This window comes from Halobacterium sp. R2-5 (assembly GCF_011734195.1).
Taxonomy (GTDB): domain Archaea; phylum Halobacteriota; class Halobacteria; order Halobacteriales; family Halobacteriaceae; genus Halobacterium.
In genome coordinates this window covers 632,204-658,178 of record NZ_JAANTH010000002.1, presented here as the reverse complement: position 1 = coordinate 658,178, position 25,975 = coordinate 632,204, and the positions used below count along the sequence as shown (strand labels likewise).

Genomic DNA, 25,975 nt, shown 5'->3' with positions numbered 1-25,975 from the left:
TATGAACACGTTCGACGCCGACGGCGTCACGCTCCGGGAGGTCGAGGACGACGTCTGGGAGCTCGAACGCGACGACGAGATGCGGGTGCCCGCCCGCGTGTTCGCCAACGAGACGCTCCTCGAAGACATCCAGAACGACAGGACCCTCCAGCAGCTCCGGAACGTCGCGTGCATGCCGGGCGTGGTCGCGCCCGCGCTCTGCATGCCCGACGGCCACCAGGGGTACGGCTTCCCCGTGGGCGGCGTCGCCGCGTTCGACGCCGAGGACGGCTACATCTCGCCCGGCGCCGTGGGATTCGACATCAACTGCGGCGTCAGGATGGTGAAAACGAACCTCACGTACGAGGACGTGCGCGGCCGCGAGGAGGAGCTCGTGGACGCGCTGTTCGACGCCGTGCCGACGGGTCTGGGCGGCGGCGGCGTCCACGAGATGTCGCACACCGACCTCGAAGCCGCGCTCGAACGCGGCGTCGACTGGTGCGTCGAGGAGGGGTACGCGGTCCGCGAGGACCGCCTGCACTGCGAGGACGAGGGGCGCCGCCCGGACGCCGATCCCTCCGCCGTCTCGAAGAAGGCCAAGGACCGCGGCGCCAACCAGATGGGGTCGCTGGGCTCGGGCAACCACTTCCTCGAGATCCAGCGCGTCACCGACGTCTACGACGACGAGACCGCGGAGTCGTTCGGCCTCGGGGAGGACCAGGTCGTCGTCCTGATTCACTGCGGGTCCCGCGGGCTCGGCCACCAGGTGTGCTCGGACTACCTCCGGCGCATCGAGCAGGAGTACCCGGAGCTCACCGAGGAGCTCCCGGACAAGGACCTCGCGGCGGCGCCCGCGGGCTCGGAGCTCGCCGACGACTACTACGGCGCGATGTGCGCGGCCATCAACTTCGCGTGGGTGAACCGCCAGCTCATCACGCACGCCGTCCGCGAGACGTTCGCGGACGTCTTCGATACGTCGTGGGAGGCCCTGGAGATGGATCTCCTGTACGACGTCGCGCACAACATCGCGAAGAAGGAGGCCCACGACGTGTACGTCACTGAGGACGGCTACAGCCTCCACGGCGACGGCGGCCGCGTCGAGCGCGAGCTCTACGTCCACCGGAAGGGCGCGACGCGGGCGTTCCCCGCGGGCCACCCCGAAGTGCCGACGGCGTACCGCGACGTCGGCCAGCCGATCATCATCCCCGGGAGCATGGGCGCGGGCAGCTACGTCCTGAAGGGCGGCGAGGAGTCGATGGCGCGGTCGTTCGGCTCGACCGCGCACGGCGCCGGCCGGCTGATGAGCCGCACGCAGGCCAAGCGCGAGTACGGCGGCGGGCAGGTCCAGACGGACCTCCGCGAGCGCAACGAGATCTACGTGAAGGCGGCATCGGGAGAAACCATCGCGGAGGAGGCCCCCGGCGTCTACAAGGACGTCGACGAGGTCGTGGGCGTCTCCGACGCGCTCGGCATCGGCGACCTCGTCGTGCGCACGTTCCCGGTCGCGAACATCAAGGGGTAGCGCCTCGGCTCGCTCGTCCCGGGAGTTATTACCGCCGCCCCGAAACGAACGGCCGTGCGCGTCCACGAGCGGCTCCCGTCGGTCTCCGAGGACACCGCCGGCGTCGCCCTCGTCTGTCTCTCCGCGGTCTGCTTCGGGCTGCTCGGCATCTTCGGCGTGTACGCCCAGCAGGCCGGCCTCTCCGTCCCGACGCTGCTCGCCGGGCGGTTCGCGGTGGCGTCGGTCGTCGTCTGGGCGCTGCTCGCGGCGACCGGCCGGGCGCGGCTGCTCCGCGGGCGAGCGCTCGCGGCGGGGCTCGCGCTCGGCGGGCTCGGGTACGCCGCGATGAACGGCCTCTACTTCTACGGACTGGAGTTCATGACCGCGGGGATGGTCGCCATCGTCCTCTACACGTACCCGGCGTTCGTCGTCGTGCTCGCGCTGCTGGTCGTCGGCGAGCGAATCACTCGAACGACCGTTCTCGCGCTCGCGCTCTCGCTGGGCGGCGTCGCGCTCGCCGTCGGCGCGAACGCGGCGGGCGCGTCCGTCCCCGGCGTCCTCGTGGTGCTCGGCGCGTCCGTCGCCTACGCGGCCTACATCACGGTCTCTCGCCAGCTGCTCCGCGACACGGACCCCGTCGTGCTGACCGCACACGTCGTCCCGGCGGCCGGCGTCTCGTTCGCGGGCTTCGGGCTCGCGACCGGGACGCTCGCGGTGCCGTCGACACCGTCCGCGTGGGCGGTCGTCGCGGGCATCGCGATACTGTCGACCGTGATCCCGGTGTTCGCGTTCTTCGCGGGGCTACAGCGGATCGGCGCGAGTCGGAGCAGCATCGTCAGCACCGTCGAGCCGCCGACGACGGTCGCGTTCGGCGCGCTCCTGTTCGGCGAGCCCGTCACCGTCGTCACCGTGGCCGGCGGCGCGATGGTGCTCGCCGCCGTCGTGATTCTCAACAGGGAGTGAGCAGCGGCCGGTCCGCGCGCCTACGCGACGGACACCGCAATCAGCGCCATGTCGCTGCCGACGGCGTCGTCGAGCGCGTCCCGGAGCTCGTCGGCCGTCTCGGGTCGGTAGCCGTCGATGCCGAAGCTCTCGGCGAACGCGACGAGGTCCGGGTTCGTTAGTCCGGTGCCGAACGACTCGCCGGTGTTCGCCTCCTGTTTCTCGGAGATGAGGCCGTAGTCGTCGTCGACGAACACGACGACGGTGTACCCGCAGCCGACGCGGGTCGCGGTCTCCAGCTCGGCGGCGTTCATCAGGAAGCCGCCGTCGCCGGTCGCCGCGACGACGTTCCCGTCCACCGCGAGGTCCGCGGCGAGCCCGCCCGGGACCGCGATGCCCATCGACGCCAACCCGTTCGAGATGATGCAGGTGTTGGGCTCGTACGTCGGGAAGTTCTGCGCGATGGCCATCTTGTGGCTTCCCACGTCCGATATCAGAACGTCCTCGTCGGCCATCGCGCCCCGGAGCGCGGGCAGCACGCCCTCGACGGTGAACGGCGCCTCGTCTGCGGGCTCGCCGGAGACATCCTCCACTATGTGCTCGCGACGGTCGGCGAACCAGTCCGCGTCGAACGTGCGGTCGACGGCCTCGAACCACTCCGTGAGCGCGCACAGCGTCTCGCCGATGTCCGCGACCACCTCGACGTCCGGCGTGTACGCCTCGTAGACCTCCGCGGGCTCGCTGTCCACGTGGACGACGCCGGCGTCGCCGAGCCCCCACTCCGCGGGGTCGTGCTCGGCGATGTCGTAGCCGACTGTAATCACGAGGTCGGCCTCGGCGAGCGCGCTCTTGGCTTCCTCGTGCGCGCCCGAGTCGAGGGTCATCAGGGAGTGCTCGTCGGCGTCCGAGACAGCGCCCTTCCCGCTGTACGTCGAGACGACCGGGAGGTCGGTGGCCGCGACGAGGTCGCGGAGCTCCGCCGCCGCACCGGTACGGACCGCGCCGTTTCCGGCCACGAGCAGCGGTCGCTCGGCGGCTGCCAGCAGGTCCTCGACGCGCGCCAGCGAGGCCTCGTCGGGGACGCCGTAGCCGACGCGCTCGCGGTGCGGGAGCGGCTGCGTCTCCGTCTCCTCGGCGGCGACGTCCTCCGGGAGTTCGAGGTGGGTGGCGCCCGGCTTCTCGTACTGCGCGAGCTTGAACGCCTTCCGCACGGACTCGTGGACGATGTTCGGGTCCGAGAGCTGGGTGTTCCACTTCGTGACGGGCGCGAACAGCCCGACCACGTCGAGCGCCTGGTGGCTCTCCTTGTGGAGTCGTTCGAGCCCGCCCTGCGCGGTTATCGCGACCAGCGGGCTCTTGTCGAGGTGGGCGTCCGCGACCCCCGTCAGGAGGTTCGTCGCGCCCGGCCCGAGCGTCGACAGGCAGACCCCGGCGTTGCCCGTGAGCCGGCCGTGGACGTCTGCCATGAATGCCGCGCCCTGCTCGTGGCGCACCGGGACGAACGACACCCCCGAATCGCGTAGCGAGAACAGCAGGTCCTCCATCTCCTCGCCCGGCACGCCGAAGACGTGCTCGACGCCCTCGCGTTCGAGGCACTCGACGAGGAGGTCCGACGCCCGCATCACTCCACCCACACCGTCTTGCGGTTGACGAACTCCTTGATGCCCGCTCCGGAGAGCTCGCGGCCGTAGCCCGACTCCTTGACGCCGCCGAACGGCACGCGCGGGTCGGACTTCACGAGCTGGTTCACGTAGACGCAGCCTGCGTCGACTGCCCGTGCGACGCGTTCACCGCGCTCGCGGTCCCGCGTCCAGACACTCGCGCCGAGCCCGAACTGCGTGTCGTTGGCCTTCTCGATCGCGGCCGACTCGTCCTCGACCTCCCAGATGGCCGCGACCGGGCCGAACGTCTCCTCGGCGTCCGCGGGGCAGCCCTCCGGGACGTCCGTGAGCACGGTCGGCGGGTAGAAGTATCCCTCGCGGTCCAGCGGCTCGCCGCCCGTGACGAGGGTCGCGCCCTCGTTCACGCTCGCCTCCACCTGCTCGTGGAGGTCCTGCATGAGGTCCTCGCGGGCCTGCGGGCCGACGTCGGTGTCGTCGTCGGTCGGGTCGCCGACGGTCAGCGCCTCCGTCTCCTCGACGAACGCCTCGACGAACTCGTCGTAGACGTCCGCGTGGACGACGAAGCGCTTCGCCGCGATGCAGGACTGCCCGGCGTTCTGGTTGCGCGCCCACGCGCCGGTCTCGGCCGCCGCCGCGACGTCCGCGTCGTCGAGCACGACGAACGGGTCGCTACCGCCCAGTTCCAGCACCGACTTCTTGACGTTCTCGCCCGCGGTGGACGCGACCGCCTGCCCGGCGGGGCCGCTGCCCGTGACCGTCGCGGCGCGTACGCGGTCGTCCTCGATGACGCCGTCCACGAGATCCGAGGAGATCAGGAGCGACTGGAAGACGCCCTCCGGGTAGCCCGCCTCCCGGAACACGTCCTCGATGGCGAGCGCACACCCCGGGACGTTCGACGCGTGCTTCAGCAGGCCGACGTTGCCCGCCGTCACGTACGGCGCGGCGAACCGGAACACCTGCCAGAACGGGAAGTTCCACGGCATCACCGCGAGAACGGGGCCGAGCGGCTCGTACACCGTCTGGACGTCCGCGCCGGGCGGGCTCGGGTGGCCGTCGGCCTGCAGGTACGCGCTCGCGTTCTCCGCGTAGTGGTCGCAGGCCGTCGCGCACTTCTGGACCTCCGAGACGGACTGGTCGAGGGGTTTGCCCATCTCCTCGGTGATGGTCTCGGCGTACTCGTCGGTGTTCTCCCGGAGCACGTCGCCCGCGGCTGCGAGCAGTTCCTCGCGCTCGCGCATCGGTCGCTCGCGCCACTCCGCGAACGTCTCTGTCGCCGTCGCCAGCGCGTCGTCGACGTCGCGCTCGGTGTGGTCGTCGTACGTCTCGATTCGCTCACCGGTCGCTGGGTCGACGGCCTCCATGGATAACAAGACGTGACGGTTGCGCATAACGTCCGGGCTGGCGCAGGCCAGTGCCTTCTTCCGCCGCCCGGCGTCGGTTTCGGTGGCTCGTTACCGCGAGAACTCCGGTCCGGACGGCCCCTGCGGTCCGCTGGGGGCCATCCCCTCCGCGAGCTGCACGAACTCGGACTCGGGCTGCCCGCTAACCTCCTCGCCGTCTTCGTAGCGCACGAAGTTCAGGTAGAACGGCTCCCCGCAGCCCGGTTCGTCGCGGGTCGCGTCGCTCCGCGCTCCGTCAGTCGAGGCCTCGCCGCGCTCCGCCTCGCGCGGCGGATGCGACCAGTCCGCCGAATCGCGCCCGCAGACGAACTTCACGCCGTCCGCGCCCTCGCTCTCGTAATCGTCGCTCGGCGAGACGTACGTCCACCCCTCCAGCGGGAACGGCGTCACGGACTTGTCCGCGAGGTACGCGTCGCGGTCCAGTTCGGCGACGGCGCCACAGCGCGGGCAGTAGTACGACACGGCGACCATACTGGAGTGTTCGACGTGCAGTCGTAAATCGGCCGCGGAACATGGCGGACACCTCCCATTAAAACGGTCGAGCCGTGGGTCGTGCACCCGCGACCATGCGTCCGTCCCCCCGCGTCCTCCTCGGCGTATCGCTGTTCGCGCTCCCGCTGGCCAGCCCGGTGGCGTCGCCGGACGAACCGCTCGGACCAGAAGTCGACTCCACCACCGCGGACCGCAACTACACCGAGTGCAGTGGCCGCCGCACCGGCTGATAGTACGATGGCCGCCCAATCAGCCGATAGTACAGTGGTCGACCGGCCAGCCGACGGCCTGGTGGACTGTGAGGGCGACGACCGAGCGAGCGGCGCACAGCGCCGCTCGAGAGGGAGGAGGGCTCACTTCGGAAGACCTTAGGACTGACCTGTGGATGCATCCAGTATGATAGACGAGACTGCCGAGGAGATTCGCGAGATGCGGACGCACTCCTCCTCGGTCGTCGCCGTGAAGGCCGCTCGCGCGCTCCGGGAGCTCATCGACAACGACTATCCGACTGTCGAGGAGTACGTGCGGGCGCTGGAGCGGAACAGCAACGCGCTGCGGCGGGCGAGCCCGTCGCACGCGTCGCTGGTGACGACCCAGCGGGCGGTCGTGGAGCGCGTGCGGGACGCGGAGCCGGCGTCGGTCGCGGAGGCGAAGGAGGTGACGGCCGCGGCCATCGACGACGTGGTCGAGCGCGTGGAGTCGGGGAAGCACGAGGCGGCGGCCGCGGCCGCCGAGCGCATCGAGGACGGCCAGACGCTGCTGACGCACGACTACTCGTCGACGGTGCTGGAGGCCCTAGAGACGGCGGCGCAGGAGGGCAAGCACTTCGAGGTGTTCGTGACGGAGGCGCGGCCGCGGCACCTCGGTCGGAAGACGGCGCGGACGCTGGCGGCCATCGACCGCATCGACGTGACGCTCATCGTGGACGGCGCGTCCGGGTACTACCTCGGCGAGTGCGACCGCGTGCTGCTGGGGATGGACTGCATCGTCGAGGACACGTACTACAACCGCGTGGGGACGTACCCGCTGGTGGCGACGGCGGCCGACACCGGGACGCCGGTGACGGTGACGGGGTCGAGCGCGAAGCTCGTCGACGAGGGGTTCCGCTTCGAGAACGACTACCGGGACGCCAGCGAGGTCATCCGCGAGCCGCCGGAGGGCTTCGACGTGAAGAACCCGGCGTACGACGCGACCCCGACGCGGCTGCTGGACGTCGTCGTCACGGACGAGGGCGTCCGCGAGTACTGAACGAGCGAGCTGGCGCTTACTGCGGCGGGCTGTCTCGCCCGATTGCGATTTCGTGGGCTTCCACGTCCTCGTAGGCGGCGACGCGGCCGCCGACCTCCACCTCGCCGTCGCCGGTGTCGAGGACGAGCGTCGCGACTTCCTCGGTCTCCACGAACTTCGTTTCGACGACGCGGCCGCTGTCGGTGCGCGCGTCGCCGGTGAGCACGTCGCGGCCGCGGACGGTCGCGTACACGTCGCCGTCGAGCGCGCGCAGGTCCTTCACGCAGCGCCGGATGGACGCGTACGTCCGCGGGAGGCCGATGTCGGCGGCGTCGCGCTCGGCGAGGTCGTCGTTGGCGGTCGACCAGATGACGGTGCCGAAGAACCCGGAGACGAGGAAGCCGAGCGCGGAGCGGTTGAAGATGACGCCGTACTTCTCGGGGTCGTCCCGGACCGCGCCCTGGGTCGCGTAGACGGAGTACTGACCGTCGGCGACCGCGATGACGGGCGTGGTGACGCCCCGGCGCGCGCGGGCGTTCGTCGCGACGCGGTCGTAGTCGAACCCGTCGGGGCTTGGCGCGTCGCCGGCCGGCGCGACTACGAGGTCGATGCTGACGCCGCGGTCGCGGGCGGCCGCGAGGTCGTCGGCGAAGCGCTCCAGCAGCCCCGGCGTGAGCGAGCAGACGAGCTCGAACTCCGCGCTCTCGATGACGTCCGCGAAGTACCGGAGAATCGTCGACCGGGACTTCACCAGCGAGACGGCTTCGGTGTCGCGGGCTGGCGTGGTGTAGGCGTCTTCGAGGTCGGCGACCATCGACGCGAACTGCGACTGGAGGTCCGCGAACGCCTCCTCGGGGTCGATGGCGACGACCTTCATCGGCCTGGACTCCCGGAGTTCGACGAGCCCGCGGTCGCCGAGGCTGCGCACCGTGTCGTACACCCGGGGCTGGGGGATGTCGGTTCGGTCCGCGATCTCGCTGGCGGTGAGTTCGCCGTGCCGGAGGACCGTGAGGTACGCCTCGATCTCGTACTCGCCGAGGTCGAACCCCGCGCCGACTCGCTGTACGGTCTCGCGGAGGTTCTCGTCGCTCATACGGCCACCCACGGTGACCCCGGTCTTTTAGCCTGCGGTCGTCGGTCGGCTACTCGACAGATTCGACCGCCGCCTCGTAGATTGCGCCGCGGTACTCGAAGTAGTAGCGCTCGTCGCGGGGGAACGGCGGGTCGAACTCGCCGGCCTCCTCGAGGCGAACTGTCTCGACGCCGTCCTCGAAGAACGCGAGCGCGTCTCGGAGTAGCGGCCGACTCCGGCCCGGTTCCGGCCGGACGAGCTGTTCGGCGACGTGCTGGTGGATCTGTTTCTCGAACGGGACGCCGGCCTCCCCGACGCGCGCGACGACGAACGCTTCGGTCGGCTCGGCGTCCTCGCCGTCGCGCGTGACTACGACCGAGTCGCCGTCTCGGGCCCCGGAGAGTCCCTCGGGCGCGGTCAGTTCGAGTGGGGCGCCCTTCACGCGGAAGCGCGCGCCGAGCCCGACTCGATGCTCGTGGTCGCCGGAGTCGAACCACCCCGACGTCTCGAAGGCGTACGCTCCGCCGCCGAGCCCCACGACGTCGATCGCGGACTCGCTGGCCGGCCCCGAGGAGGGCTCGTCGCTGTCATCTACGGCGAACGTCCACTCGTGAGTCTCGCCCGCGGGCAGCGTGTGCAGCGGCTCCGGAATCTCCTGTGGCGTGATGTAGTACCAGCGGCCGTCCACGCGCTTGTGCAGCCCCCAGTCGTAGAAGTTCAACGAGAACGCGTGCTCGGTGTCGTTCTCGAGGGCGAACGTCGTCTGGTCGGTCGGCAGGTCGAGTTCGTCGCTGTCGGGCGTCAGCGAGAGCGGCACGTCCGTCTGTTCCGGGTAGCAGACGACGCGCTCGACGCCGTCCCCGTCGAACGGGCAGTCCGCGTCGTCGACGGGGACACCGAGGTCGCGTATCTCCGGCGGCGTCGCGCTCGGCTCGGTCGTGGTCGCGTCCGTCGTCGGCGGAGTCGTCGTTCGCGTCGTCTCCGTGACGCGCTCGCCGGGGCCGCTGCTGGTGCAGCCGGCGAGTGCGAGCGAGGCGAGCGTGCCGAGGAGGGCGCGGCGCTTCATACGCGGTGTGGGACGCCCGGCGTAAAGTGTCTCGTGGAGAGTTCGGCGCGCGCTTCACCCTACATGTACATCCGGTCGTCGGGGCGCTCCTCGTCGGCGGCGCGCTCGACGCGCTCGCTCAGCTCCGCGTAGTGCTGGGCGACTTCCTCGGCGAACGCCTCCAGGGGTCCGGTGTCGACGTCGAGGTCGTAGACGCCGCTGACGGCGTCGACGAGTCGAATCGCGGCCTCGACGTCCGGCGCCTGCGCGTGGACGGGCGTCGTGAACACGCACGCCCGGCGGTCGCTGTCGATGCCCTGCGCGAGCAGTTCGGCCTTCAGGCCGTCGAGGAAGCCGTTGCCCATCGGCGGGACGTCCGTCTCGGTGAGCCGCGCTTCGCGGTAGTCGTCGGTCGCGACGTAGAACGTGCGGTGCTCGTCCGGGCCGTGCGCGACCGGGACGCCCGACAGCACCGCGGTCTCCCTGACGCCGTTCTCGTCGAGCCACGACGAGAGCGCGTCGCTGAGCGCGGCCGACACCGACACCGGGACGAACAGTTCGCCGACGAGGACGGTGACGTCGACGTCCGGCTTCGAGAAGAAGCGCGTGTGGTGGCGGGGCGTGCCGTTCTCGAACGGCGTGATCGCGGGCAGGCCGTCGACGGCGACGTGACCGCTCTGTTCGAGTTCGAGGTGGTCGACGAGGAAGTCCGCGGCCGTGAGCCCGGCGAGCCCGAACTCGGAGAACCCGCAGACGAGCGCGTCGCTGGGGTTCGCGTCGTGGGAGAACCTGAACTCGGGGTCGCGGCGCGCCTTCGGAGCCGGCGGAGAGGCGTCGTCTGCCATACGGGAACGACGGCGACCAGCCCCTTATCCGTTGTCGCGGTCAGTCGTCGGCGTGCATCGTGACCCGCCCCTCGATTTCGGGGTCGATGCCGCGCTTCCGCGCGTACTCCGCGAGCACCTGGTGCTGGACGTCGAGACGCTCGACGCGGTGGGCCTCGTCGAGCGCGGGGAACTCGTCGTCCGTGTAGAAGAGGTAGTCCGTGGTCGCGAGCGTGTACGTGGCGTCCGGGTCGACCGGCTCGCCGCCGACGCGCGCCGCCGCGAGTTCGCTGGCGGCGTCGTCCCACGCGAGTTCCGCGCCGGAGACGTGCGCGTGCCACCAGTCCGGCTCCGCGAACCCGAGCGACCCGCCCTTCGCGCCGCGGAACACGTCCAGCAGTTCGGCGCCCGAGAGCTCGGCGACGGAGACGGGTTCCTCGAACGGCACGACGCTGACGAGGTCCGCGACGGTGACGTCGCCCTCGATGGCGGGGCCGTCGCGGACGCCGCCGGAGTTCTGGAGCGCGACGTCCGCGCCCGCGGCCCACCGGTAGGCGTCCGCGACGAAGTTCCCGATGCGGGACTCCCCGCGGAACAGCGTCGACTCCGTGCGCTCCATCGGGTCGGCGACGTGGCCGACGGTGTCGTTCAGGCCGGTCTCGGCCATCCGCTCGCGGAGGCGCTCGGCGACCGGCTCGTAGATCGGGGCGTCCGCGACGACGTGACGCGTGACCTCGCCCGCGTCGAGGTCGACTTCGAGGACGACCTCGCCGCCGGAGCCGGGTCGCGTGAGCAGGGTGTCGTCGAGGCGCTCGACGCGCTCGGCGGGGATGTGGCCGCCGAGCACGGCGTCCACGTCGGTCGCGGCAGCGAGCTCCTCGTCCCCGCGACCGAGGTGGGAGAGCACGACCACGTAGTCCGCGCCCGCGTCCCGGAGCTCGGCGGCGGCCTCCCGGGTGGCCGCGACGGGGTCGGTGACGGTGAGGTCGCTCGCCATCGGGTTCAGCGACGGCGTGGCGTCGTCGAGCACGCCGAGGAAGCCGACGTGCGCGCCGCCCACGTCGACAATCGTCCACGGGTCGACGCCGCCGACGCGGTCGCCGTCCCGGTAGACGTTCGCGGACACCCACGTCTGCGGGGAGTCGGCGACGACCTCGCTCGTGACGTCGGCGCCGTAGTCGAAGTCGTGGTTGCCGAACGTCTCCACGTCGGGCTCGACGGCGTCGTAGAGGTCCAAGGCCTGCCGGCCCTCGCTCACCAGTGAGAGCACGCCCGGCGCCGTGTTGTCCCCGGAGCCGGCCGCCAGCGCCGCACCCCGGTTCCGGAGCACGGACGCCAGCCGGCCCGCCTGCGCGGGCGTGTCGTAGACGTTCTCCAGATCGGAGTAGTGGAAAATCCGGACCGCCATTGGGCGACCGGAGTCCCGCAGCGGGGAAGAGCGCTTCGATGGCGGCGGCCGGACGGACAGGGCTAAATGCGGGAGTCGGCTACTGGGAGACATGCGCACGGTGGCGAGCGACGACGAAACCCTGTACGTCGCCGAGGACGAGGGGCAGCGCGGCCAGGAGGGCACGTTCTACGTGGTCTACCGTACCGAGGACCGGGAGCGACGCTACGGCTACTTCTGCTCGAACTGCGAGTCCGTGGACGTCGCGATGGACTCGATGCGCCGCATCAAGTGCAACGTCTGCGGGAACTTCACGAAGCCCGACGAGTGGGACTCCGCCCACGAATAGGCCGAGAGCTAGTCGTACGCATCCCTCTATCGGGGGTTTTCGCACGGCCGTTCTGCTTTTGCCCGCGTTCGGGAACGGCGGGAAAGCTTATTACCTAGGCCGGTGAAGCTACGATTGCATGGGGACTGTTACCACCCCTCCCGACGAGCAGGCCCGGTCGATATTCGACGACCTCGGGTACAGCCTCGCAGGAGACGGCGCGGAGTTCTCCGCCACGCGCGACTGGAAGGAGATACGCGTGACAGCCGTCACGGACCACGTAGACGCCGACGACGAGGCGGGCTATCGATGCTTCGTCACGTGGGCCGACAACGCCGACGCGCTCGAACGGCAGTTGCGTCGGCTCGACCCGCCCTACGAGTGGGCGGTGATGGGCGTCGAGGAGGACGGTGACTACGAAGTAGCGCGCGCCCCGCCGGCGTAGGGGCGCCCGCGGTTCATTCTCTGAGCGCGCCGCGCGTCGCCGCCAGCCCGGCGGCCGCGTCCACGTCTGCGCCGAGCGCCTCGAACGCGTCCGCGAGCGCCGCGACCACGAGCGTGACGTTCCCCGGTCGGGCGCCGTGGCCCATACAGCCGATGCGGAACACGTCGCCCTCCAGGTCGCCGAGCCCGGACGCGATCTCGAGGTCGTAGTTCGCGAGCACGTAGTCGATGACGTCGCCGTCGTCGACGCCGTCGGGCACCCGGACGGCGTTCAGGCTCGGCAGCCAGTAGTCGTCCTCGGGGTTGAGGCCGAGCCCCATCGCCTCGACGCCCGCCTTCAGCGCGCCCGCGACGCGCTCGTGGCGCTCCCAGCGGGACTCGATGCCTTCCTCGGCGACCAGCCGCAGCGCCTCGCGGAGCGCGTACACGTTCGAGACGGGCGCCGTGTGGTGGTACGCGCGCTCGTCGCCCCAGTACCCCTCCAGCAGGGAGAGGTCGAGGTACCACGACCGCGGGTCCTCCTCCCGGGAGAGCACTTTGTCCATCGCGTCGTCGTTCAGGGTCAGCGGGCTCGCGCCCGGCGGACAGGACAGGCACTTCTGCGGGCCGGAGTACGCCGCGTCGATGCCCCACTCGTCGACGCGCAACTCGACGCCGCCGAGGCTCGTCACGGTGTCCGCGACGACGAGCGCGTCGTGCTCGTGGGCGATGTCCGTGAGCTCCGGGACGTTCGTCTGCTTGGCGCCCGTCGACGTCTCCGCGTGCACGAACCCGAAGACGTCGGGCTGGTGCTCGTCGAACGCCGCCTCCACGTCCTCGGGCTGGAGCGGCTCGCCCCACGGCGCGTCCACGCGCACGACGTCGCCGCCCGCGCGGCGCGCCATCTCCGCCATGCGGTCGCCGAAGTAGCCGTTCGTCGGCGCGAGGAACGTGTCACCGGGTTCCGTGAGGTTGCCGATGGCGGCCTCCATCGCGGCCGACCCCGTCCCGGAGACGGGAATCGTCCACTCGTTGTCCGTGCGGAACGTGTACCGAAGCAGCTCCTGGGTCTCGTCCATGATGTCGACGAACGACGGGTCGAGGTGGCCCACGAGCGGCGTGCTCATCGCTTTCAGCACGCGCGGGTGGACCGGGCTCGGCCCCGGACCCATCAGCGTTCGCTGCGGCGGATTCAACTCTCCGACGTCTGGCGCGTCCATGTGCGACTCGCAGACGGGCGCGCGCAAGAAGGTTCGGGAATCGGCACCGGCGACAGGAGTTACGTACCCGGCGTCTCTTGGGCCGGTATGTCCGAGCCGCCGTCGTCGCTGTCCGGCCTCCTGAACAGCACCGTCGACGAGTTCGTCGGGAACGTCGCCGCCGCGATTCCGCGCGTGCTCACCGGCCTCGTCTTCCTCGCGCTCGCCGCGGTTCTGATCCGCGCGCTCGTGGCCGCCGTCCGCGTCGTGCTGCGGCGCGTCTACGCCGACCAGCCGATCTACGTCCAGCTCGGCGGCACGCTCGTCTCTATCGTCCTGTGGTTCGGCGCGCTGCTCGGGTTCCTCTCGGCGGTCGGCCTCCCCGAAATCGCGGCCGCCCTCGGTACCGCCTCCGGCTTCCTCGCGCTCGGCGTCTCCTACGCGCTCTCCGGGATGCTCGCGGACGCCGTCGCCGGCATCTACCTCCTCCGCGACCCCGACTTCAACCCCGGCGACACGGTCGTCGCGGGCGACGTCAGCGGCACCGTCACCGCCATCGAGCTCCGGAAGACGCGCTTCCGCTCGGAGGGCGACACCATCGTGCGCGCGAACGCCGACGTCGAGAAGAAGTGGACCAAGAAGCCCGACCAGTAGGGGCGTGCTACCACCTCACCCGCGAGTTTATGCCGTCGCGCCCGGTACGTAGCGTATGTTCGTAGGGCACGCGACGTTCGCGTTCGGCGCCGTCGCGCTCGCTGCGGTCCGGCTGGGGGCGTCCCGGGAGCGCGCGCTCGCGCTCGGCGTCGCCGCCGGCCTGTTCGCCGCTGTCCCCGACGTCGACATGGCGTACGCGCTCGTCGGGCTGGTCGCCGTCGACCCCACCAGCCCGATGGCCGTCGCGCAGTCGTTCTGGGGAGCCTCCACCGTCGTCCACCGCGCGGTCACGCACTCGCTCGCGGTGGCCGTGCCGGCGGCCGCGGCGTTCGCGCTCGCGCCCACACACCGCCGGACCGCGGCCGCCGCGCTCGCGACGCTCGTCGGCGTCGTCGCCGCTGCGTCCGGCCCGCTCCCCGCAGTCATCGTCGGCCTGTTCGCCGCGGGCGGCTGGCTCGTCGCGCGCGCTGCCCACGCGCACGATGTCCGCGGCACGAGCCTGTTCGCCGTCGCGCTGTTCGGCCTCGTCAGCCACCCGTTCGGCGACCTGCTCACGGGCCAGCCCCCGGAGCTGTTCTACCCGCTCGGCGCCAACGCCTTCGACGGCCGCGTCGCGCTGTCCGCGGACCCGACGCTCCACCTGCTCGGCGCGTTCGGCGTCGAGCTGTTCGCGATCTGGCTCGGCGTCGTCGCCGCGTTCTGGCTGACCGGTCGGCGGCTCACCGACCACGTGAACTCGCGGGCGACCGTCGGCGCGGCGTACGCCCTCGCCGTGCTCGTGCTGCCGCCGCCGACCGTCGACGCCTCCTACCAGTTCGTGTTCAGCGTCGTCGCCGTGGGGTTCGTCGGCGCCGTCCCCGCGCCGAAGCTCCGCCAGCGCTCGCTGACGCTGCCCTCGGCGCCCACCGCGCTCCTCACCGGCCTGACGGCCGTCACGCTCGCAGGCGTCGCGTACGCGATCGCGTACGCCACCGGCATCGCGTAAGCGTCCGGGACCTGTACCTAGCGAGTAACTTTATCCGGGCAGCCGGAGAACTGTCGGACGATGGTATACAAGAAGATACGGCTCATCGGCACGAGCGAGGAGAGCTTCGACGCCGCCGCGGACGACGCGATCGACCGCGCGGACGACACCCTGGACAACGTGAAGTGGGCGGAAGTCGTCGAACAGGGCGTCGAGATAGCGAGCGTCGACAACCGACAGTACCAGGTCGAGGTCGAGGTCGCGTTCGAGCTAGAGGATTAAGTCCGGAAGGACTCGCCGCAGCCGCACTCGCTCTCGACGTTCGGGTTCTGGACGTGGAAGCCCGCGCCCTGTAACCCGCCCTCGAAGTCGAGCTGGCTGCCGCCGATGTAGTTCAGACTGGACTGGTCGACGAACAGCCGCAGGCCGTTGCTCTCGAAGATCTGGTCCTCGGGCTCGGGCTCGTTCTCGAAACGCATCCCGTAGGACAGCCCCGCGCAGCCGCCCTGCTGGACGTACAGTCGCAGGCCGGCTTCCGAGGCGTCCATGTCCTCACCGTCCATGAGGTCGCGTGCCTGCTCGGCCGCGTCCTCGGTGGCGGTGACCACCGCGTCTCCCTCCCCGTTCTCGACGGTCGCGCTCATGTCGAAGACGTTCGGGTCGCGCAGTCATAAGCGTGGTGCCACACCACAGGGTTGCGCGTTTCAGTCCTCGAAGCGGGCGTCGACGCTCGCGGCGTGCGCGTCCAGCCCTTCGGCGTCCGCGAGCGTCGTCACGGTCTCCCGGAGGTCCGCGAGCGCGCTCTCGTCGAGGCGCTGGACGGTCGTCGAGCGGAGGAACGTGTCCACTGAGAGCCCGCCCGCGACCTTCGCCTTCCCGTTCGTCGGGAGCACGTGGTTCGTCCCGGTCGCGTAGTCGCCCGCGGCGACGGGCGCGTACGGCCCGAGGAACACCGACCCCGCCGAGTCGATGCGGTCGAGCAGCGCCTCGTCGTCGTCGGCCTGAATCGAGAGGTGCTCGGCGGCGTACTCCTCGGCGAACAGCACCGCCTCGCTCATCGAGCGCGCGACGAACACGCCGCTGGCGTCGCCCCCGAGGGCCTCCCGAATCGTGTCCTCGCGCTCCCGGTCGTCGATGCGCGCCTCGACTTCCTCGCAGATTGCGTCGGCGGTCGCCTCGTCGTCCGTAATCGCGACGACGCTCGATTCGGGGTCGTGCTCGGCCTGCGCGAGCAGGTCCGCCGCGACGTACCCGGGTTCGGCCGTCTCGTCGGCGACGACGAGCAGTTCGGAGGGCCCGGCGAGGAAGTCGATCTCGACGTCCCCGCGGACTTCGGCCTTCGCCGCGGTGACGAACTTGTTGCCCGGGCCGACGACCTTCTGCACGCGGTCGACGGTCTCGGTGCCGTACGCGAGCGCCGCGACGGCCTGCGCGCCGCCGGAGGCGTACACGCGGTCGGCGCCCGCGACGTGCATCGCCGCCAGCGTCACCGGATTCATCTCCTCGGCGGGCGGCGTCGCGACCGCGACCTGCTCGACGCCCGCGACCTTCGCCGGAATCACGCCCATCAGCACCGACGACGGGTACGCCGCGGTGCCGCCGGGCGCGTACACGCCGACGCGGTCGATGGGGCGGAACCGCCGCCCGAGCTCGCGGCCGTCGGAGAACTCGCGGCGCCAGTCCTCGGGGAGCTGGGCCTCGTGGAACTCCCGGACGTTCTCGGCGGCGGCCTCGATGGCCTCGCGCGTCTCGTCGTCGAGTCCCTCGTACGCGCGCTCGGCGTCGTCGGTCACGTCGACGTTCCCGAGCTCCACGTCGTCGAACTCGCTGGCGTACTGTCGCAGCGCCACGTCGCCCTCCTCGCGGACCCGGTCGACGATGTCCCGGACCGTCGAGCGGACCGACTCCACGCCCGCCGTGCGCTCGAACAGCGCGCGGCGGCGGTCCGGCCCGAGGTCCGCGGCGGCTTCGTAGTCCATACGCGCCGTTGGGCCGGCCGGCGAAAAGGCGTTTCCATCCCGTCAGGGCCGCACTGCCGCTCCGATGGAGTTTTGTCCCGGGTCCTCCGAGACCGGGCCATGGGTGGAACACTCGACGCGCTCGCCGGCGACGCCGCCGGCTGGCAGCCGCTGACCGAACAGTTCTTCGCCGACTACCCGGAGCCGCTGTTCGTCGTCGACGACGACGGCACCATCGTGCTCTGGAACGACGCCGTCGCCGAGATGACGGGGCTGCCCCGCGAGCAGGCGGTCGGCGTCCCCGCCATCGAGGTGTTCGGGACGGAGGGCGAAGACGAGACGCTCGCGGACGTCGTGATGCGGGTCGGCGAGCCGATTCGCGAGGACGACGTTCGGTCCGCGGAGATGGGCGGCCGGGAGCTGCACGCGCAGGCGTCCGCGACGCCGCTGCACGACCCCGAAGACGGCGTCGTCGGCGCGGTGGAAGTGCTCACGCTCGTCACCGACGTGGTCGAGCAGCGCCAGCGCGTCGAGCGCGTCCAGCGGACGCTCTCCGAGGAGGTCGAGGGCGCCGTCGAGGAGCTACGGGCCGCCAGCGACAACGTCGCCCAGTCCAGTGCGGATATCGAGGAGCTCGCGGCGGGGCAGGCCGACGACCTCGACGAGGTCGCCGGGGAGGTGTCGACGTTCAGCGCGACCGTCGAGGAGGTCGCGGCGAGCGTCGACGAGGTGCGCGAGCAGAGCGCGGACGCCGTCGAGCGCGCCCGCGAGTCCCGGGAGGCCGCCGAGCACGTCCTCGACGCCGTCGACGAGTTCGCCGCGACCGCGGAGGTCGTCGAGGGGAACACGGACGAGCTCCGCGAGAACCTCGACGAGATCGACCGCGTGGTGGACGTCATCACGGACATCGCCGAGCAGACGAACATGCTCGCGCTGAACGCCAACATCGAGGCCGCGCGCGCCGGCGAAGCCGGGAGCGGGTTCGCCGTCGTCGCGGACGAGGTGAAGGACCTCGCCGAGCAGTCCCAGTCCGAAGTCGAGGAGATCGAGGCGCTGGTCGCGGCCATCCAGGCGGACAGCCGGGAGACCACCGAGAGCGTCGCGGAGGCGACCGACCTCGTCGAAGACGCCCGCGAGGCCGCCGAGGCGCTCGTGGAGAACCAGCGCGCCATCGAGACGGCCGTCCGGGAGACCACGGAGGGGATGGACGAGATCGCGAACGCGACCGACGACCAGGCAGCCAGCGCCGAGGAGATCGCGACCGTCGTCGACGACGTCGCGGAGCGCGCCGACCACGTCGCCGAGGAGACGGCGAGCCTCGCGGCCGCCCACGAGCAGCAGTCCGCGATGCTCGCGGACATCGAGGAGGCGATCCGGGAGGCCGAGCGCGAGCTCGGCGAGGAGTAGTTCAGTCCGTCGCCGCCCCCGACGCGCCGCGAGCGGCGTCGAGGTGCTCGGTCGCGCCCTCGCGGATGACGTCCTCCGGGCCGACCACGCACTCCTTGCGCATGTCCGGGTACTGGCCCTCCAGGAGCTCCTCGATGCGTCCCTCCAGGTTCGTTAGCGCTTCCACGGGCCGCCCTTCGAGGTCGTCGGCGAGGATGCTCGCGACCGCGCTGGAGACCGCACACGACTGGCTCACGAACCCGATCTCGGCGATGGTGCCGTCGCCGGCCACGTCGACGTGGAACTCGCCGTCGTCGCCGCAGCTGGTCTCCGCGGAGTGCTTGCTGAACGTCGGGTCCGCGAGCCCGCCCGCGTTCGGCTGGCGCTTGAAGTGGTCGAGGACGCTGTCGTGGTAGCGCTCCGAGGCCAGCAGGTCGTCGCGACGCGCGGGCGCGTCCTCGGTGGCGTCCAGCAGCGCGTCGACGTCCTGGCGGGTGCTGTAGACGTAGAACGACGCCCGCACGGAGCCGGGGACGTCGAGGATGTCGTGCAGCGGCTGGGTGCAGTGGTCGCCCGCGCGCACCGCGATACCGCGGTCGTCGAGGAGTTCGGAGAGGTCGTGGCCGTGGACGCCGTCGACGTTGAACGCCACGAGGCCGGTGCGCTCGACGCCCGGCGGCGGGCCGTACGTCTCGGCGTTCTCGCGCTCGGCGAGCTCGCGGAGGAGGTACTGCGCGAGTTCGTTCTCGTGCTCGCGGACCGCGTCCATCCCGAGCTCGTCGAGGTAGTCGGCGGCCTCCGCGAGCGCGATGCCCTCCGCGATGGGCGGCGTGCCCGCTTCGAACTTCCACGGGAGCTCGTTCCACGTCGACTCGTCGAACGTGACGTGGCGGATCATCTCCCCGCCGAACAGGAACGGTTCCATCTCCTCCAGGAGTTCCTCGCGGCCGTAGAGACAGCCGATACCGGTGGGGCCCGCCATCTTGTGTCCGGAGAACGCGAGGAAGTCCGCCCCCAGTTCCTCGACGTCGACGGGCCGCGTGGGCACCGACTGGGCGCCGTCCACGACGACCACGCCGCCCGCGTCGTGCGCGAGGTCAGCGAGCTCGCGGACGGGGTTGACGGTGCCGAGGACGTTCGAGACGTGCGCGACCGAGACGATTTCGACGTCGCCGTCGACGACGTCTTTGGCCTGCTCCACGTCGAGCGTGCCGTCGTCGTCGACCTCGACGTACCGGAGGTCCGCGCCCGTGCGCTCGGCGAGCTGCTGCCACGTCACGAGCGACGCGTGGTGCTCCATCTCGGTCGTGACGATGGCGTCCTCGGGGCCGAGACGGTCCGCGAGTCCGTACGCCACGAGGTTCACGGCCTCCGTGGCGTTCTTCGTGAAGACCATCTCCTCGCGGCCGTCCGCCCCCACGAACTCCGCGAGCCGGTCGTGGGCGTCCTCGTAGGCGACCGAGGCCTCGTGGCTGAGCGTGTGGATGCCGCGGTGGACGTTCGCGTTGTACTCGTCGTAGTACGCCTTCTCGACCGACGACACGCGGTCGGGGGTCTGCGTGGTCGCCGCGTTGTCGAGGTAGACCAGCGGCTGCCCGTCCCCGACCTCGCGGTCGAGAATCGGGAAGTCCGCCCGCACCTCCTCGGCGTCGAAGCTCATGTCCGAGAACAAGCGGAATTCGCCGATAAATCTGTGGGTGGCCCGAGGCGCTCCGGGCCCGCCATCCGGTCGAACGCGTGCTCGAGGGGGCTCAGCGACGAGTCGCCCGAGGTGTCCGCGGCCACGGGAGCGGCTGTGCCGGCCGCGCCCGATAGACAGTACTGCGTTTACACGCGACGCTGTCGTTTCGTCCCTCGTTCGTCCAGACTCACGACCAGTTGTGTGTCAACCACTTTTTTGTGTGATAACTTTGATTTGGCGTCATGACGAGCGTGATCGGATGTCACTGAGCAACGCACACAGACCGACGAACACCCGCGAGCGGTACCGCCTGATGGCTGCTGCGGCGTCCCGGCCGTTCGCGGCCGGCGCCATCGCCGTCCCCCTCGTCCTCCCCGCCCTGGGCTATCTCTCGGGCGACGTTCGAATCATGTTCACCGTCCACCTCTTCCTCGGCGCGTTCTGGTTCGGGACGGCAGTGCTCGGGGCGGTCGTGCTCGGCCCGGTCATGGGCAGTCTCTCCGCGGAAGCGAACGCCGAATTCGCCGAGGGGTTCGTCCCGAAGATGAATCTGCTGATGGAGCCGGTTTCGGTCGGCGTGGTCGGTTCTGGCGTCGGCCTCGCCAGCATGATGGGGCTGTGGTCCTCGCCGACGCCGTCCCTGTGGGCGGCGCTCGTCATCGCCGTCGCGCTGCTCGCCCTCGGGTTCGGCCCGCTGCACAAGTTCACCGCCGGGATGTTCGACGAGATCGCCGCCGACGACACCGACCACGAGCGACTCGCCGCCCTGAACAAGAAGTACGGCATGTTGAGTCTGGTCGAACTCGCCCTCATGGTCGTCATCGTCGCCACCATGTCCGGCCTCCGCTGGGGGTTCTAACCCCTCGCACTGTCGAACGCGGTGTTCCCCGACACCAGATTGGAGGGGTGAGCTAACTACGGAAGAGCTACTGGACGTGAGAGAGTGATGTCGTCGGGTGAGAGGGGCCCCCGCGGAAGCCGGCGTGAGGGGTGACTGTTATTCACCGTCAAGAGGGTCGCCACGCCGGTCAATTCGGGTCGCTGGAAGGCCCGCCCGGTCGGCGTGCTCGCGGACTGCTTGTTCATCTTCCGCTCGATAGTGGCAGAATGTTCCCGCCACTTTGCCGTCGTCAGTTTTCATCACTTCCGAATCAACCCATCTGATTCCGACGCCTTCGTCCCGGAGCTCTTGCAGTGCTTCGCCGGACTGTTCACCGGCTGCGTCCAACTCTTCTTCCGTAATCGGTTCATCGAGCTCACGGAGGATGAGAAAGTCCTCCAGATCTTGTTCGCTCATGGAACAGCCACCGGGTTACTGATGGACGAACGACATAAAATTACCGTCCGTGTATCCGCTGACAAGACGCCACAAGCGCCACCACGAAACAGTCGCGGGTTCCATACGGCCGATTCGCGCAAACCTAGCTGGGGTCGATAGCGCGGCAAACCAGCCGGGAACAGCGTGGGGCCGACCGCTTCGAACGTCGTCGAGACCGACCAATCGGTGAGATGCCTCGCCGCTCCCCTCGTTCGGCTACGACGTGCTGGCCAATCGCTGTATCTTCCAGATAGTGTCGGACGCGGAGGCGAACTGTCACCGTGGCAGTTCTACGCTCACCGTGTTCCCGCCTGCCGAGTTCTCTGCAACGGTGATGGTTCCGTTCGACCGAGTGACCTGTCGCCACCCACCAGCCATCCTCGCGCCACAGACGGATTTCGTCGGCGTGGTCCACTCCGTCTCTGGTCGAACTGGCCATGCTACTGCTAGTGCGACCTGCCGAATAAGGGGTTGGCTGCACACAGAAACGGACACAGCGAACGCTGAGAGGCTCAATGTGCGCCCGCGACACTAACGACCGACCTCATCCGTGGGCGGCGTGCCCCGTCGGCCGGGAAACCCTCGTGGCGGGCGGGCGGCTTCTGCGGAGCCGCCAGTTGCCGAGCCGGTGAAACCGGCGCGGCGGGAGTGCTGAGCACTCCGAATACCGAACCGCGACTGTCGCACGCCGGGGTTCTCCGAGCGGTCATCGCGTCCGGATGGACAGACTCGGCCGGGGACAAACGGCGCGCGTCGTGTCGTAGGCGGCCGCGCAGAAAGAGGGTTACGCCTCTGCGGTCTCCGTGAGCGCGTACACCTGTTCGCGGGTCTCGCAGAGCCCGCAGACGCACTCCGCGAGGTCGGCGTCGTCGAGCTCCGCGAGCGCGTCGGCGGCGTCGGCTTCGGAGAGGCGCGCCTCCTCGGCCACTTCGGCCGGTGAGAGCGGGCCGCAGTTGTCGAGGACGACGCGCGCGAGCTTCGCCGCGCACGACAGCCCCTCGGACTCACTCATCGTCTCTGGATACTTGACAGCGGCCAAAAACCCTTCGTAAACCGGCGAGTAGGACGGCTGTCGCACAACGCTTAGGGTGGTCGCCGCCGACGCCCGACTCGATGCCAGACATCACAGTCCTCCGCACGGGCGCGCACGGCACCCGGATGTCGGAGTACGCCGACGCGCTGCGAGACCGGCTCCCCGACCAGGACGTCGCGGTGGCGCGGACGCCCGCCGAGGAGCGCGAACTCGTCGCGGACGCCCGCGTCGTGACAGGCGTGGACATCGACGAGGCGCTGCTGTCCGAAGCCGAGGACATCGAGCTGTTCGCGGGCGCGTACGCCGGCTACGAGCACCTGCCGCTCGAAGAATTCGAATCGCGTGGCGTCCCGGTGACGAACGCCGCGGGCGTGCACGCGCCGAGCGCCTCCGAGCAAGTGCTGGGGTACGTGCTGACGTTCGCGCGCCGCCTCCACGAGGGGATTCGACGCCAGCGGCACCGCGAGTACCGCCACTACCAGGCGTACGAGCTGAAAGGCTCGACGGTGACCGTGGTCGGCCTCGGCGCCATCGGCGAGGCCGTCGTCGAGCGCCTCCAGGGGTTCGACGTGGACACCATCGGCGTGCGGTACACGCCCGAGAAGGGCGGACCCACGGACGAAGTCGTCGGATTCGACGACGACGCGCTCCACGGCGCGTTCGCGCGCACCGACTACCTCGTGCTGGCGTGCCCGCTGACGGACACCACGCGGAACCTCGTGGACGAGGCGACCTTCGACACGCTGCCGCCGGAGAGCGTGCTCGTGAACGTCGCTCGCGGCCCGGTCGTCGACCAGGACGCGCTGGTGTCGGCGATTCGCCGCGAACACATCCGCGGGGCGGCCCTCGACGTCACCGACCCCGAGCCGCTACCCGAGGACCACCCGCTGTGGAACTTCGAGAACGTCGTCGTGACGCCGCACAACGCCGGCCAGACGCCCGAGTACTGGGATCGCCTCGCGGACATCGTCGCGACGAACGTCCCGCGCCTCGATACGGACGAGGAGCTGCGCAACCGCGTCGCCTAGCCCTCGACGTAGCCGAGCCACGCGAACATCGTACCGAAGAGCGCGACGAACACGGCGACGTAGCCGCCGAGGAACGCGGCGTCGCCCGTCTCGTTGGCAGCGAAGTACGCGAACGCCGCGGCGAGCGCGAACGACCCGACGGCGAACGCGTACAGCGTCCTCGTTATCGTCGGATTCCGGTCGCGCTCGGGCGGGCCAGCGCCGCTCGATTCGAGCGCCGCCTGGGCGCTGTCGGCGCGCTCGGCCGGCACGCCGAGCAGTCGCGGCGCCGACGCGCCGCCCGCGCCGTCGTGGTAGCGAATCCAGAGCACGGCGACGGGCCCGAGGTCGTACCGGCTCACGCGGTCGACGGCCGACAGCGGTCCCCCGTGGTCGTTCACCTCGAACGCGCCCGCATTCGTGTCTGCGTACCCCTCGCTCCGGAGCGCCGCGGCGACCGGGAGGCAGCCGAACACGGCGACGAGGATGCACGCGTAGACGATTTCGGACGGCACGTCGAGTGCGAGGAGTGCGCCGAGAAACACGGCCCACCCCACGCTCGCCGCGAGCAGTTCGCGGGCCGAGAGGAACGCGGGGAGCCCGCGCTCGCTGCGCGCGAGCGCGGCGTGGGTCGCCAGCCGGCGTGCGCCGAGCAGGCCGAACGCCAGCAGGACCGCGAGGACGGCGAACTCGCCCGCGAGCAGCGAGCTCGCGACGACGAACGTCGCGAGGGCGCCGACGAGCACGAACAGACCGCCGATGGCACCGAACGCGGCGAGCGCGAGCGCGCGCAGCAGCCGGCTCGTCTCGGCGGTGTACGTCCACTCGACGCGAGTCACGACCGACGGTTCGCGGGAGCGGGGCTTAAAACGAGTGTCGCGGTCTCAGACCCAGCCCTCGCTGGCGAGCAGTTCGCCGTTGAGGAGGCTGGCGCCCGCTGCGCCCCGGATGGTGTTGTGCGCGAGGCAGTTGTACTGGATGCCCGTGTCGGTCTCCTGGATGCCGCCCGCCGCGACCGCCATCCCGTCGCCGAGCATGCGGTCGAGGCGCGGCTGCGGGCGGTCGGGCTCCTCGAAGACGTGGACGAGCTGGTCGGGCGCGCTCGGCAGGTCCAGCGTCGGCGCGTTCTCGAAGGCCTCGGCGACCTCCTCGGGCGCCGGCTCGTCGCGGGTTTCCACGAAGACGTTCTCCAGGTGGCCATCGAGGGTCGGAATGCGGTTACACGACGCTGAGACGCTGGCGTCGTGCCAGGACACCTCCGAATCCGTGAACTCACCGAGGAGCTTGCGGGACTCGGTCTCCATCTTCGCTTCCTCGCCGCCGATGTGCGGGACCGCGTTGTCGATGATCTCCATCGACGTCACGCCGGAGTAGCCCGCGCCGGAGACGGCCTGCAGCGTCGAGACGTGCACGCGTTCGAGGCCGAACTGGCGCAGCGCCGCGAGCGTCGGCACCATCGTGATCGTCGAACAGTTCGGGTTCTTCACGAGCGCGCCGTCCCACCCGCGCTCGTCGCGCTGCACGTCGATGAGGTCGAGGTGGTCGGCGTTCACCTCGGGAACAACGAGCGGCACGTCGTCGGCCGCCCGCGAGTTGCTCGAATTCGAGGACACCACGAACCCCGCCTCGCAGAGCTCGGGCTCGACGCGCTCGCCGACGCTGGACGGCAGCGCGGAGAACAGCAGGTCGGTGTCGTTCGGAATCGCGTCCGGGTCGGTCTCGCGGACTTCGACGTCCGCCACGTCCTCGGGAATCGCCGTGTCGAGTCGCCACTTCGCCGCGTCGCGGTATCGCTCCCCCGCGCTGTCCGGGCTCGCGGTCAGGACGGAGAGTTCGAATTCGGGGTGGCCGTCGAGCAGCTGGATGAATCGCTGGCCGACTGCGCCAGTAGCTCCGAGTACGCCTACAGAGGTCATACCCACCCCTCAGGACCGGGTAGTGAAACCCCTTCGGGTCGTGGAAAATTTAGTTTCGCTTGTGCGTGATGTAGCCCGCGATGCGGTTGCGGACCGGCTTCGACTCCACGTTCGTCAGCTCCGTGACTGCTTCCTTGTTGTGCTCGAAGTCCTCTCGGCTGAACGCGTCGGGGTACCGCTCCATGAGGATGTTCCCCGTCTTCTTGACGTAGTCGGGCTTGATGGCCATACGGATTCGTTCATTCGCCTCGCGTTAAAAGCATTCGTTTCGCGAGCAGCAGCTACACTTCGGAGGACTGGGTGTACGGGGGACACGTTCGGTCTCGATACCTCGAAAGCCCCGGGCCGCTCGCGGTCGCTCGCCGGCATATCTGCTCGCTCCGCTCGCAGATAGCGGCCGCCGAGACGACCACGCAAGCGCGAGCGGCCCGCCCCTTTCAGTCCACCCGTAGCCGGTCGGTCAGCCGGTAGCGGGCGGACTGAAAGGGGCGAAGCTGTGGACGAAGGCAGGCGAAGTAAGCACGCGACCGGAGGGAGCGCGCAGCGAGCCTCCCGAGTCCACAGCTTCGGGGCTTCCGAGGAGAACGAACAGCAGAAGGCCGTTACGTCGCCCGCGG

General features: G+C 70.3%; 28 protein-coding genes. 12 read left to right on the top strand and 16 right to left on the bottom strand.

Translation table 11 applies throughout. The features are described from left to right. The first annotated feature begins 1 nt into the window (after position 1). Positions 2 to 1,501, top strand: coding sequence for an RtcB family protein (locus tag G9C83_RS12065; RefSeq protein WP_167246386.1), 1,500 nt, complete (start codon positions 2 to 4; stop codon positions 1,499 to 1,501). A 54-nt stretch (positions 1,502 to 1,555) separates the two neighbouring features. Next, on the top strand, positions 1,556 to 2,443 hold the full coding sequence (locus G9C83_RS16285) for a DMT family transporter (RefSeq protein ID WP_167246385.1): 888 nt from the start codon (positions 1,556 to 1,558) through the stop codon (positions 2,441 to 2,443). A 20-nt stretch (positions 2,444 to 2,463) separates the two neighbouring features. Here G9C83_RS16285 and G9C83_RS12055 read toward each other — a convergent pair whose 3' ends face one another. The 3 genes from G9C83_RS12055 to G9C83_RS12045 form a co-directional block, all read right to left on the bottom strand. After that, positions 2,464 to 4,044 (bottom strand): acetolactate synthase large subunit, encoded by a 1,581-nt coding sequence (locus tag G9C83_RS12055; RefSeq protein WP_167246384.1) that lies wholly within the window; start codon positions 4,042 to 4,044, stop codon positions 2,464 to 2,466. After that, complete coding sequence (locus tag G9C83_RS12050; protein WP_167246383.1) at positions 4,044 to 5,405, bottom strand: NAD-dependent succinate-semialdehyde dehydrogenase; 1,362 nt, start codon at positions 5,403 to 5,405, stop codon at positions 4,044 to 4,046. The genes G9C83_RS12055 and G9C83_RS12050 overlap by 1 nt, the downstream gene beginning before the upstream one ends. Before the next feature lie 90 nt (positions 5,406 to 5,495). Next, a complete protein-coding gene (locus tag G9C83_RS12045; protein ID WP_167246382.1) occupies positions 5,496 to 5,915 on the bottom strand; it encodes a hypothetical protein in 420 nt (139 codons plus the stop codon). Positions 5,916 to 6,010: 95 nt separating this feature from the next. Between G9C83_RS12045 and G9C83_RS12040 the strand changes: the two genes are divergently transcribed. Both G9C83_RS12040 and G9C83_RS12035 read left to right on the top strand, forming a co-directional pair. Beyond that, positions 6,011 to 6,166: a hypothetical protein gene (locus tag G9C83_RS12040; protein WP_167246381.1), complete on the top strand. Its 156-nt coding sequence runs from the start codon at positions 6,011 to 6,013 to the stop codon at positions 6,164 to 6,166. A 166-nt stretch (positions 6,167 to 6,332) separates the two neighbouring features. Beyond that, the gene (locus G9C83_RS12035; RefSeq protein WP_167246380.1) at positions 6,333 to 7,184 is read left to right on the top strand and encodes a translation initiation factor eIF-2B; all 852 of its coding nucleotides are present in this window, start codon (positions 6,333 to 6,335) and stop codon (positions 7,182 to 7,184) included. A 16-nt stretch (positions 7,185 to 7,200) separates the two neighbouring features. On the opposite strand, the gene G9C83_RS12030 is transcribed toward G9C83_RS12035, so the two are convergent. Genes G9C83_RS12030 through G9C83_RS12015 form a run of 4 tightly spaced genes read right to left on the bottom strand, consistent with a single transcriptional unit; the run spans position 7,201 to position 11,512 of the window. Further along, the gene (locus G9C83_RS12030) at positions 7,201 to 8,256 is read right to left on the bottom strand and encodes a TrmB family transcriptional regulator (RefSeq protein WP_167246379.1); all 1,056 of its coding nucleotides are present in this window, start codon (positions 8,254 to 8,256) and stop codon (positions 7,201 to 7,203) included. Between the two features lie 49 nt (positions 8,257 to 8,305). Then, positions 8,306 to 9,301, bottom strand: coding sequence for a hypothetical protein (locus G9C83_RS12025; protein WP_167246378.1), 996 nt, complete (start codon positions 9,299 to 9,301; stop codon positions 8,306 to 8,308). Positions 9,302 to 9,360: 59 nt separating this feature from the next. Further along, a complete protein-coding gene (locus tag G9C83_RS12020; RefSeq protein ID WP_167246377.1) occupies positions 9,361 to 10,125 on the bottom strand; it encodes a PAC2 family protein in 765 nt (254 codons plus the stop codon). Between the two features lie 40 nt (positions 10,126 to 10,165). Further along, positions 10,166 to 11,512 carry a 5'-nucleotidase C-terminal domain-containing protein gene (locus tag G9C83_RS12015; protein WP_167246376.1) on the bottom strand — a complete coding sequence of 449 codons (1,347 nt, stop codon included), beginning with the start codon at positions 11,510 to 11,512 and terminating at the stop codon, positions 10,166 to 10,168. 91 nt (positions 11,513 to 11,603) lie between these two features. Between G9C83_RS12015 and G9C83_RS12010 the strand changes: the two genes are divergently transcribed. Then, entirely contained in the window at positions 11,604 to 11,840 is a 237-nt protein-coding gene (locus tag G9C83_RS12010) for a DUF5816 domain-containing protein (protein ID WP_167246375.1), read from the top strand. Positions 11,841 to 11,958: 118 nt separating this feature from the next. After that, a complete protein-coding gene (locus G9C83_RS12005; RefSeq protein WP_167246374.1) occupies positions 11,959 to 12,264 on the top strand; it encodes a hypothetical protein in 306 nt (101 codons plus the stop codon). Between the two features lie 13 nt (positions 12,265 to 12,277). Here G9C83_RS12005 and G9C83_RS12000 read toward each other — a convergent pair whose 3' ends face one another. Continuing rightward, positions 12,278 to 13,462, bottom strand: a complete 1,185-nt coding sequence (locus tag G9C83_RS12000) for an alanine--glyoxylate aminotransferase family protein (RefSeq protein ID WP_167246373.1) — start codon at positions 13,460 to 13,462, stop codon at positions 12,278 to 12,280. Positions 13,463 to 13,549: 87 nt separating this feature from the next. Between G9C83_RS12000 and G9C83_RS11995 the strand changes: the two genes are divergently transcribed. The 3 genes from G9C83_RS11995 to G9C83_RS11985 are packed head-to-tail and all read left to right on the top strand — an operon-like array spanning position 13,550 to position 15,341. Then, the gene (locus tag G9C83_RS11995) at positions 13,550 to 14,095 is read left to right on the top strand and encodes a mechanosensitive ion channel domain-containing protein (protein WP_167246372.1); all 546 of its coding nucleotides are present in this window, start codon (positions 13,550 to 13,552) and stop codon (positions 14,093 to 14,095) included. A 55-nt stretch (positions 14,096 to 14,150) separates the two neighbouring features. Continuing rightward, the gene (locus G9C83_RS11990) at positions 14,151 to 15,080 is read left to right on the top strand and encodes a metal-dependent hydrolase (RefSeq protein ID WP_167246371.1); all 930 of its coding nucleotides are present in this window, start codon (positions 14,151 to 14,153) and stop codon (positions 15,078 to 15,080) included. A gap of 60 nt (positions 15,081 to 15,140) precedes the next feature. Further along, a complete protein-coding gene (locus tag G9C83_RS11985) occupies positions 15,141 to 15,341 on the top strand; it encodes a dodecin (protein WP_167246370.1) in 201 nt (66 codons plus the stop codon). On the opposite strand, the gene G9C83_RS11980 is transcribed toward G9C83_RS11985, so the two are convergent. Then, on the bottom strand, positions 15,338 to 15,703 hold the full coding sequence (locus tag G9C83_RS11980) for an iron-sulfur cluster assembly accessory protein (RefSeq protein WP_167246369.1): 366 nt from the start codon (positions 15,701 to 15,703) through the stop codon (positions 15,338 to 15,340). The two genes, G9C83_RS11985 and G9C83_RS11980, sit on opposite strands and share 4 nt — an antisense overlap. A gap of 60 nt (positions 15,704 to 15,763) precedes the next feature. Then, complete coding sequence (gene hisD / locus G9C83_RS11975) at positions 15,764 to 17,038, bottom strand: histidinol dehydrogenase (protein ID WP_167246368.1); 1,275 nt, start codon at positions 17,036 to 17,038, stop codon at positions 15,764 to 15,766. 99 nt (positions 17,039 to 17,137) lie between these two features. On the opposite strand from hisD, the gene G9C83_RS11970 reads away from it, so the two are divergent. Beyond that, the gene (locus G9C83_RS11970; protein ID WP_167246367.1) at positions 17,138 to 18,424 is read left to right on the top strand and encodes a methyl-accepting chemotaxis protein; all 1,287 of its coding nucleotides are present in this window, start codon (positions 17,138 to 17,140) and stop codon (positions 18,422 to 18,424) included. A 1-nt stretch (position 18,425) separates the two neighbouring features. Here G9C83_RS11970 and G9C83_RS11965 read toward each other — a convergent pair whose 3' ends face one another. Beyond that, positions 18,426 to 20,063 carry a SufS family cysteine desulfurase gene (locus G9C83_RS11965; RefSeq protein WP_167246366.1) on the bottom strand — a complete coding sequence of 546 codons (1,638 nt, stop codon included), beginning with the start codon at positions 20,061 to 20,063 and terminating at the stop codon, positions 18,426 to 18,428. 280 nt (positions 20,064 to 20,343) lie between these two features. Here G9C83_RS11965 and G9C83_RS11960 point away from each other — a divergent pair, with 280 nt between their 5' ends. Beyond that, positions 20,344 to 20,943: a hypothetical protein gene (locus G9C83_RS11960; RefSeq protein ID WP_167246365.1), complete on the top strand. Its 600-nt coding sequence runs from the start codon at positions 20,344 to 20,346 to the stop codon at positions 20,941 to 20,943. Between the two features lie 138 nt (positions 20,944 to 21,081). On the opposite strand, the gene G9C83_RS11955 is transcribed toward G9C83_RS11960, so the two are convergent. Next, the gene (locus tag G9C83_RS11955) at positions 21,082 to 21,381 is read right to left on the bottom strand and encodes a DUF4242 domain-containing protein (RefSeq protein ID WP_167246364.1); all 300 of its coding nucleotides are present in this window, start codon (positions 21,379 to 21,381) and stop codon (positions 21,082 to 21,084) included. 805 nt (positions 21,382 to 22,186) lie between these two features. Further along, positions 22,187 to 22,414 (bottom strand): hypothetical protein, encoded by a 228-nt coding sequence (locus G9C83_RS11945; RefSeq protein ID WP_167246363.1) that lies wholly within the window; start codon positions 22,412 to 22,414, stop codon positions 22,187 to 22,189. Between the two features lie 101 nt (positions 22,415 to 22,515). On the opposite strand from G9C83_RS11945, the gene G9C83_RS11940 reads away from it, so the two are divergent. After that, a complete protein-coding gene (locus G9C83_RS11940; RefSeq protein ID WP_167246362.1) occupies positions 22,516 to 23,463 on the top strand; it encodes a D-2-hydroxyacid dehydrogenase in 948 nt (315 codons plus the stop codon). Here the strand turns inward: G9C83_RS11940 and G9C83_RS11935 are convergent. Genes G9C83_RS11935 through G9C83_RS11925 form a run of 3 tightly spaced genes read right to left on the bottom strand, consistent with a single transcriptional unit; the run spans position 23,460 to position 25,587 of the window. Further along, positions 23,460 to 24,281, bottom strand: a complete 822-nt coding sequence (locus G9C83_RS11935; RefSeq protein WP_167246361.1) for a hypothetical protein — start codon at positions 24,279 to 24,281, stop codon at positions 23,460 to 23,462. The genes G9C83_RS11940 and G9C83_RS11935 overlap by 4 nt on opposite strands. Before the next feature lie 45 nt (positions 24,282 to 24,326). After that, positions 24,327 to 25,358, bottom strand: coding sequence for an aspartate-semialdehyde dehydrogenase (asd, locus tag G9C83_RS11930; RefSeq protein ID WP_167246360.1), 1,032 nt, complete (start codon positions 25,356 to 25,358; stop codon positions 24,327 to 24,329). Positions 25,359 to 25,407: 49 nt separating this feature from the next. After that, on the bottom strand, positions 25,408 to 25,587 hold the full coding sequence (locus tag G9C83_RS11925) for a 30S ribosomal protein S17e (RefSeq protein ID WP_167246359.1): 180 nt from the start codon (positions 25,585 to 25,587) through the stop codon (positions 25,408 to 25,410). Positions 25,588 to 25,975: the final 388 nt, after the last annotated feature.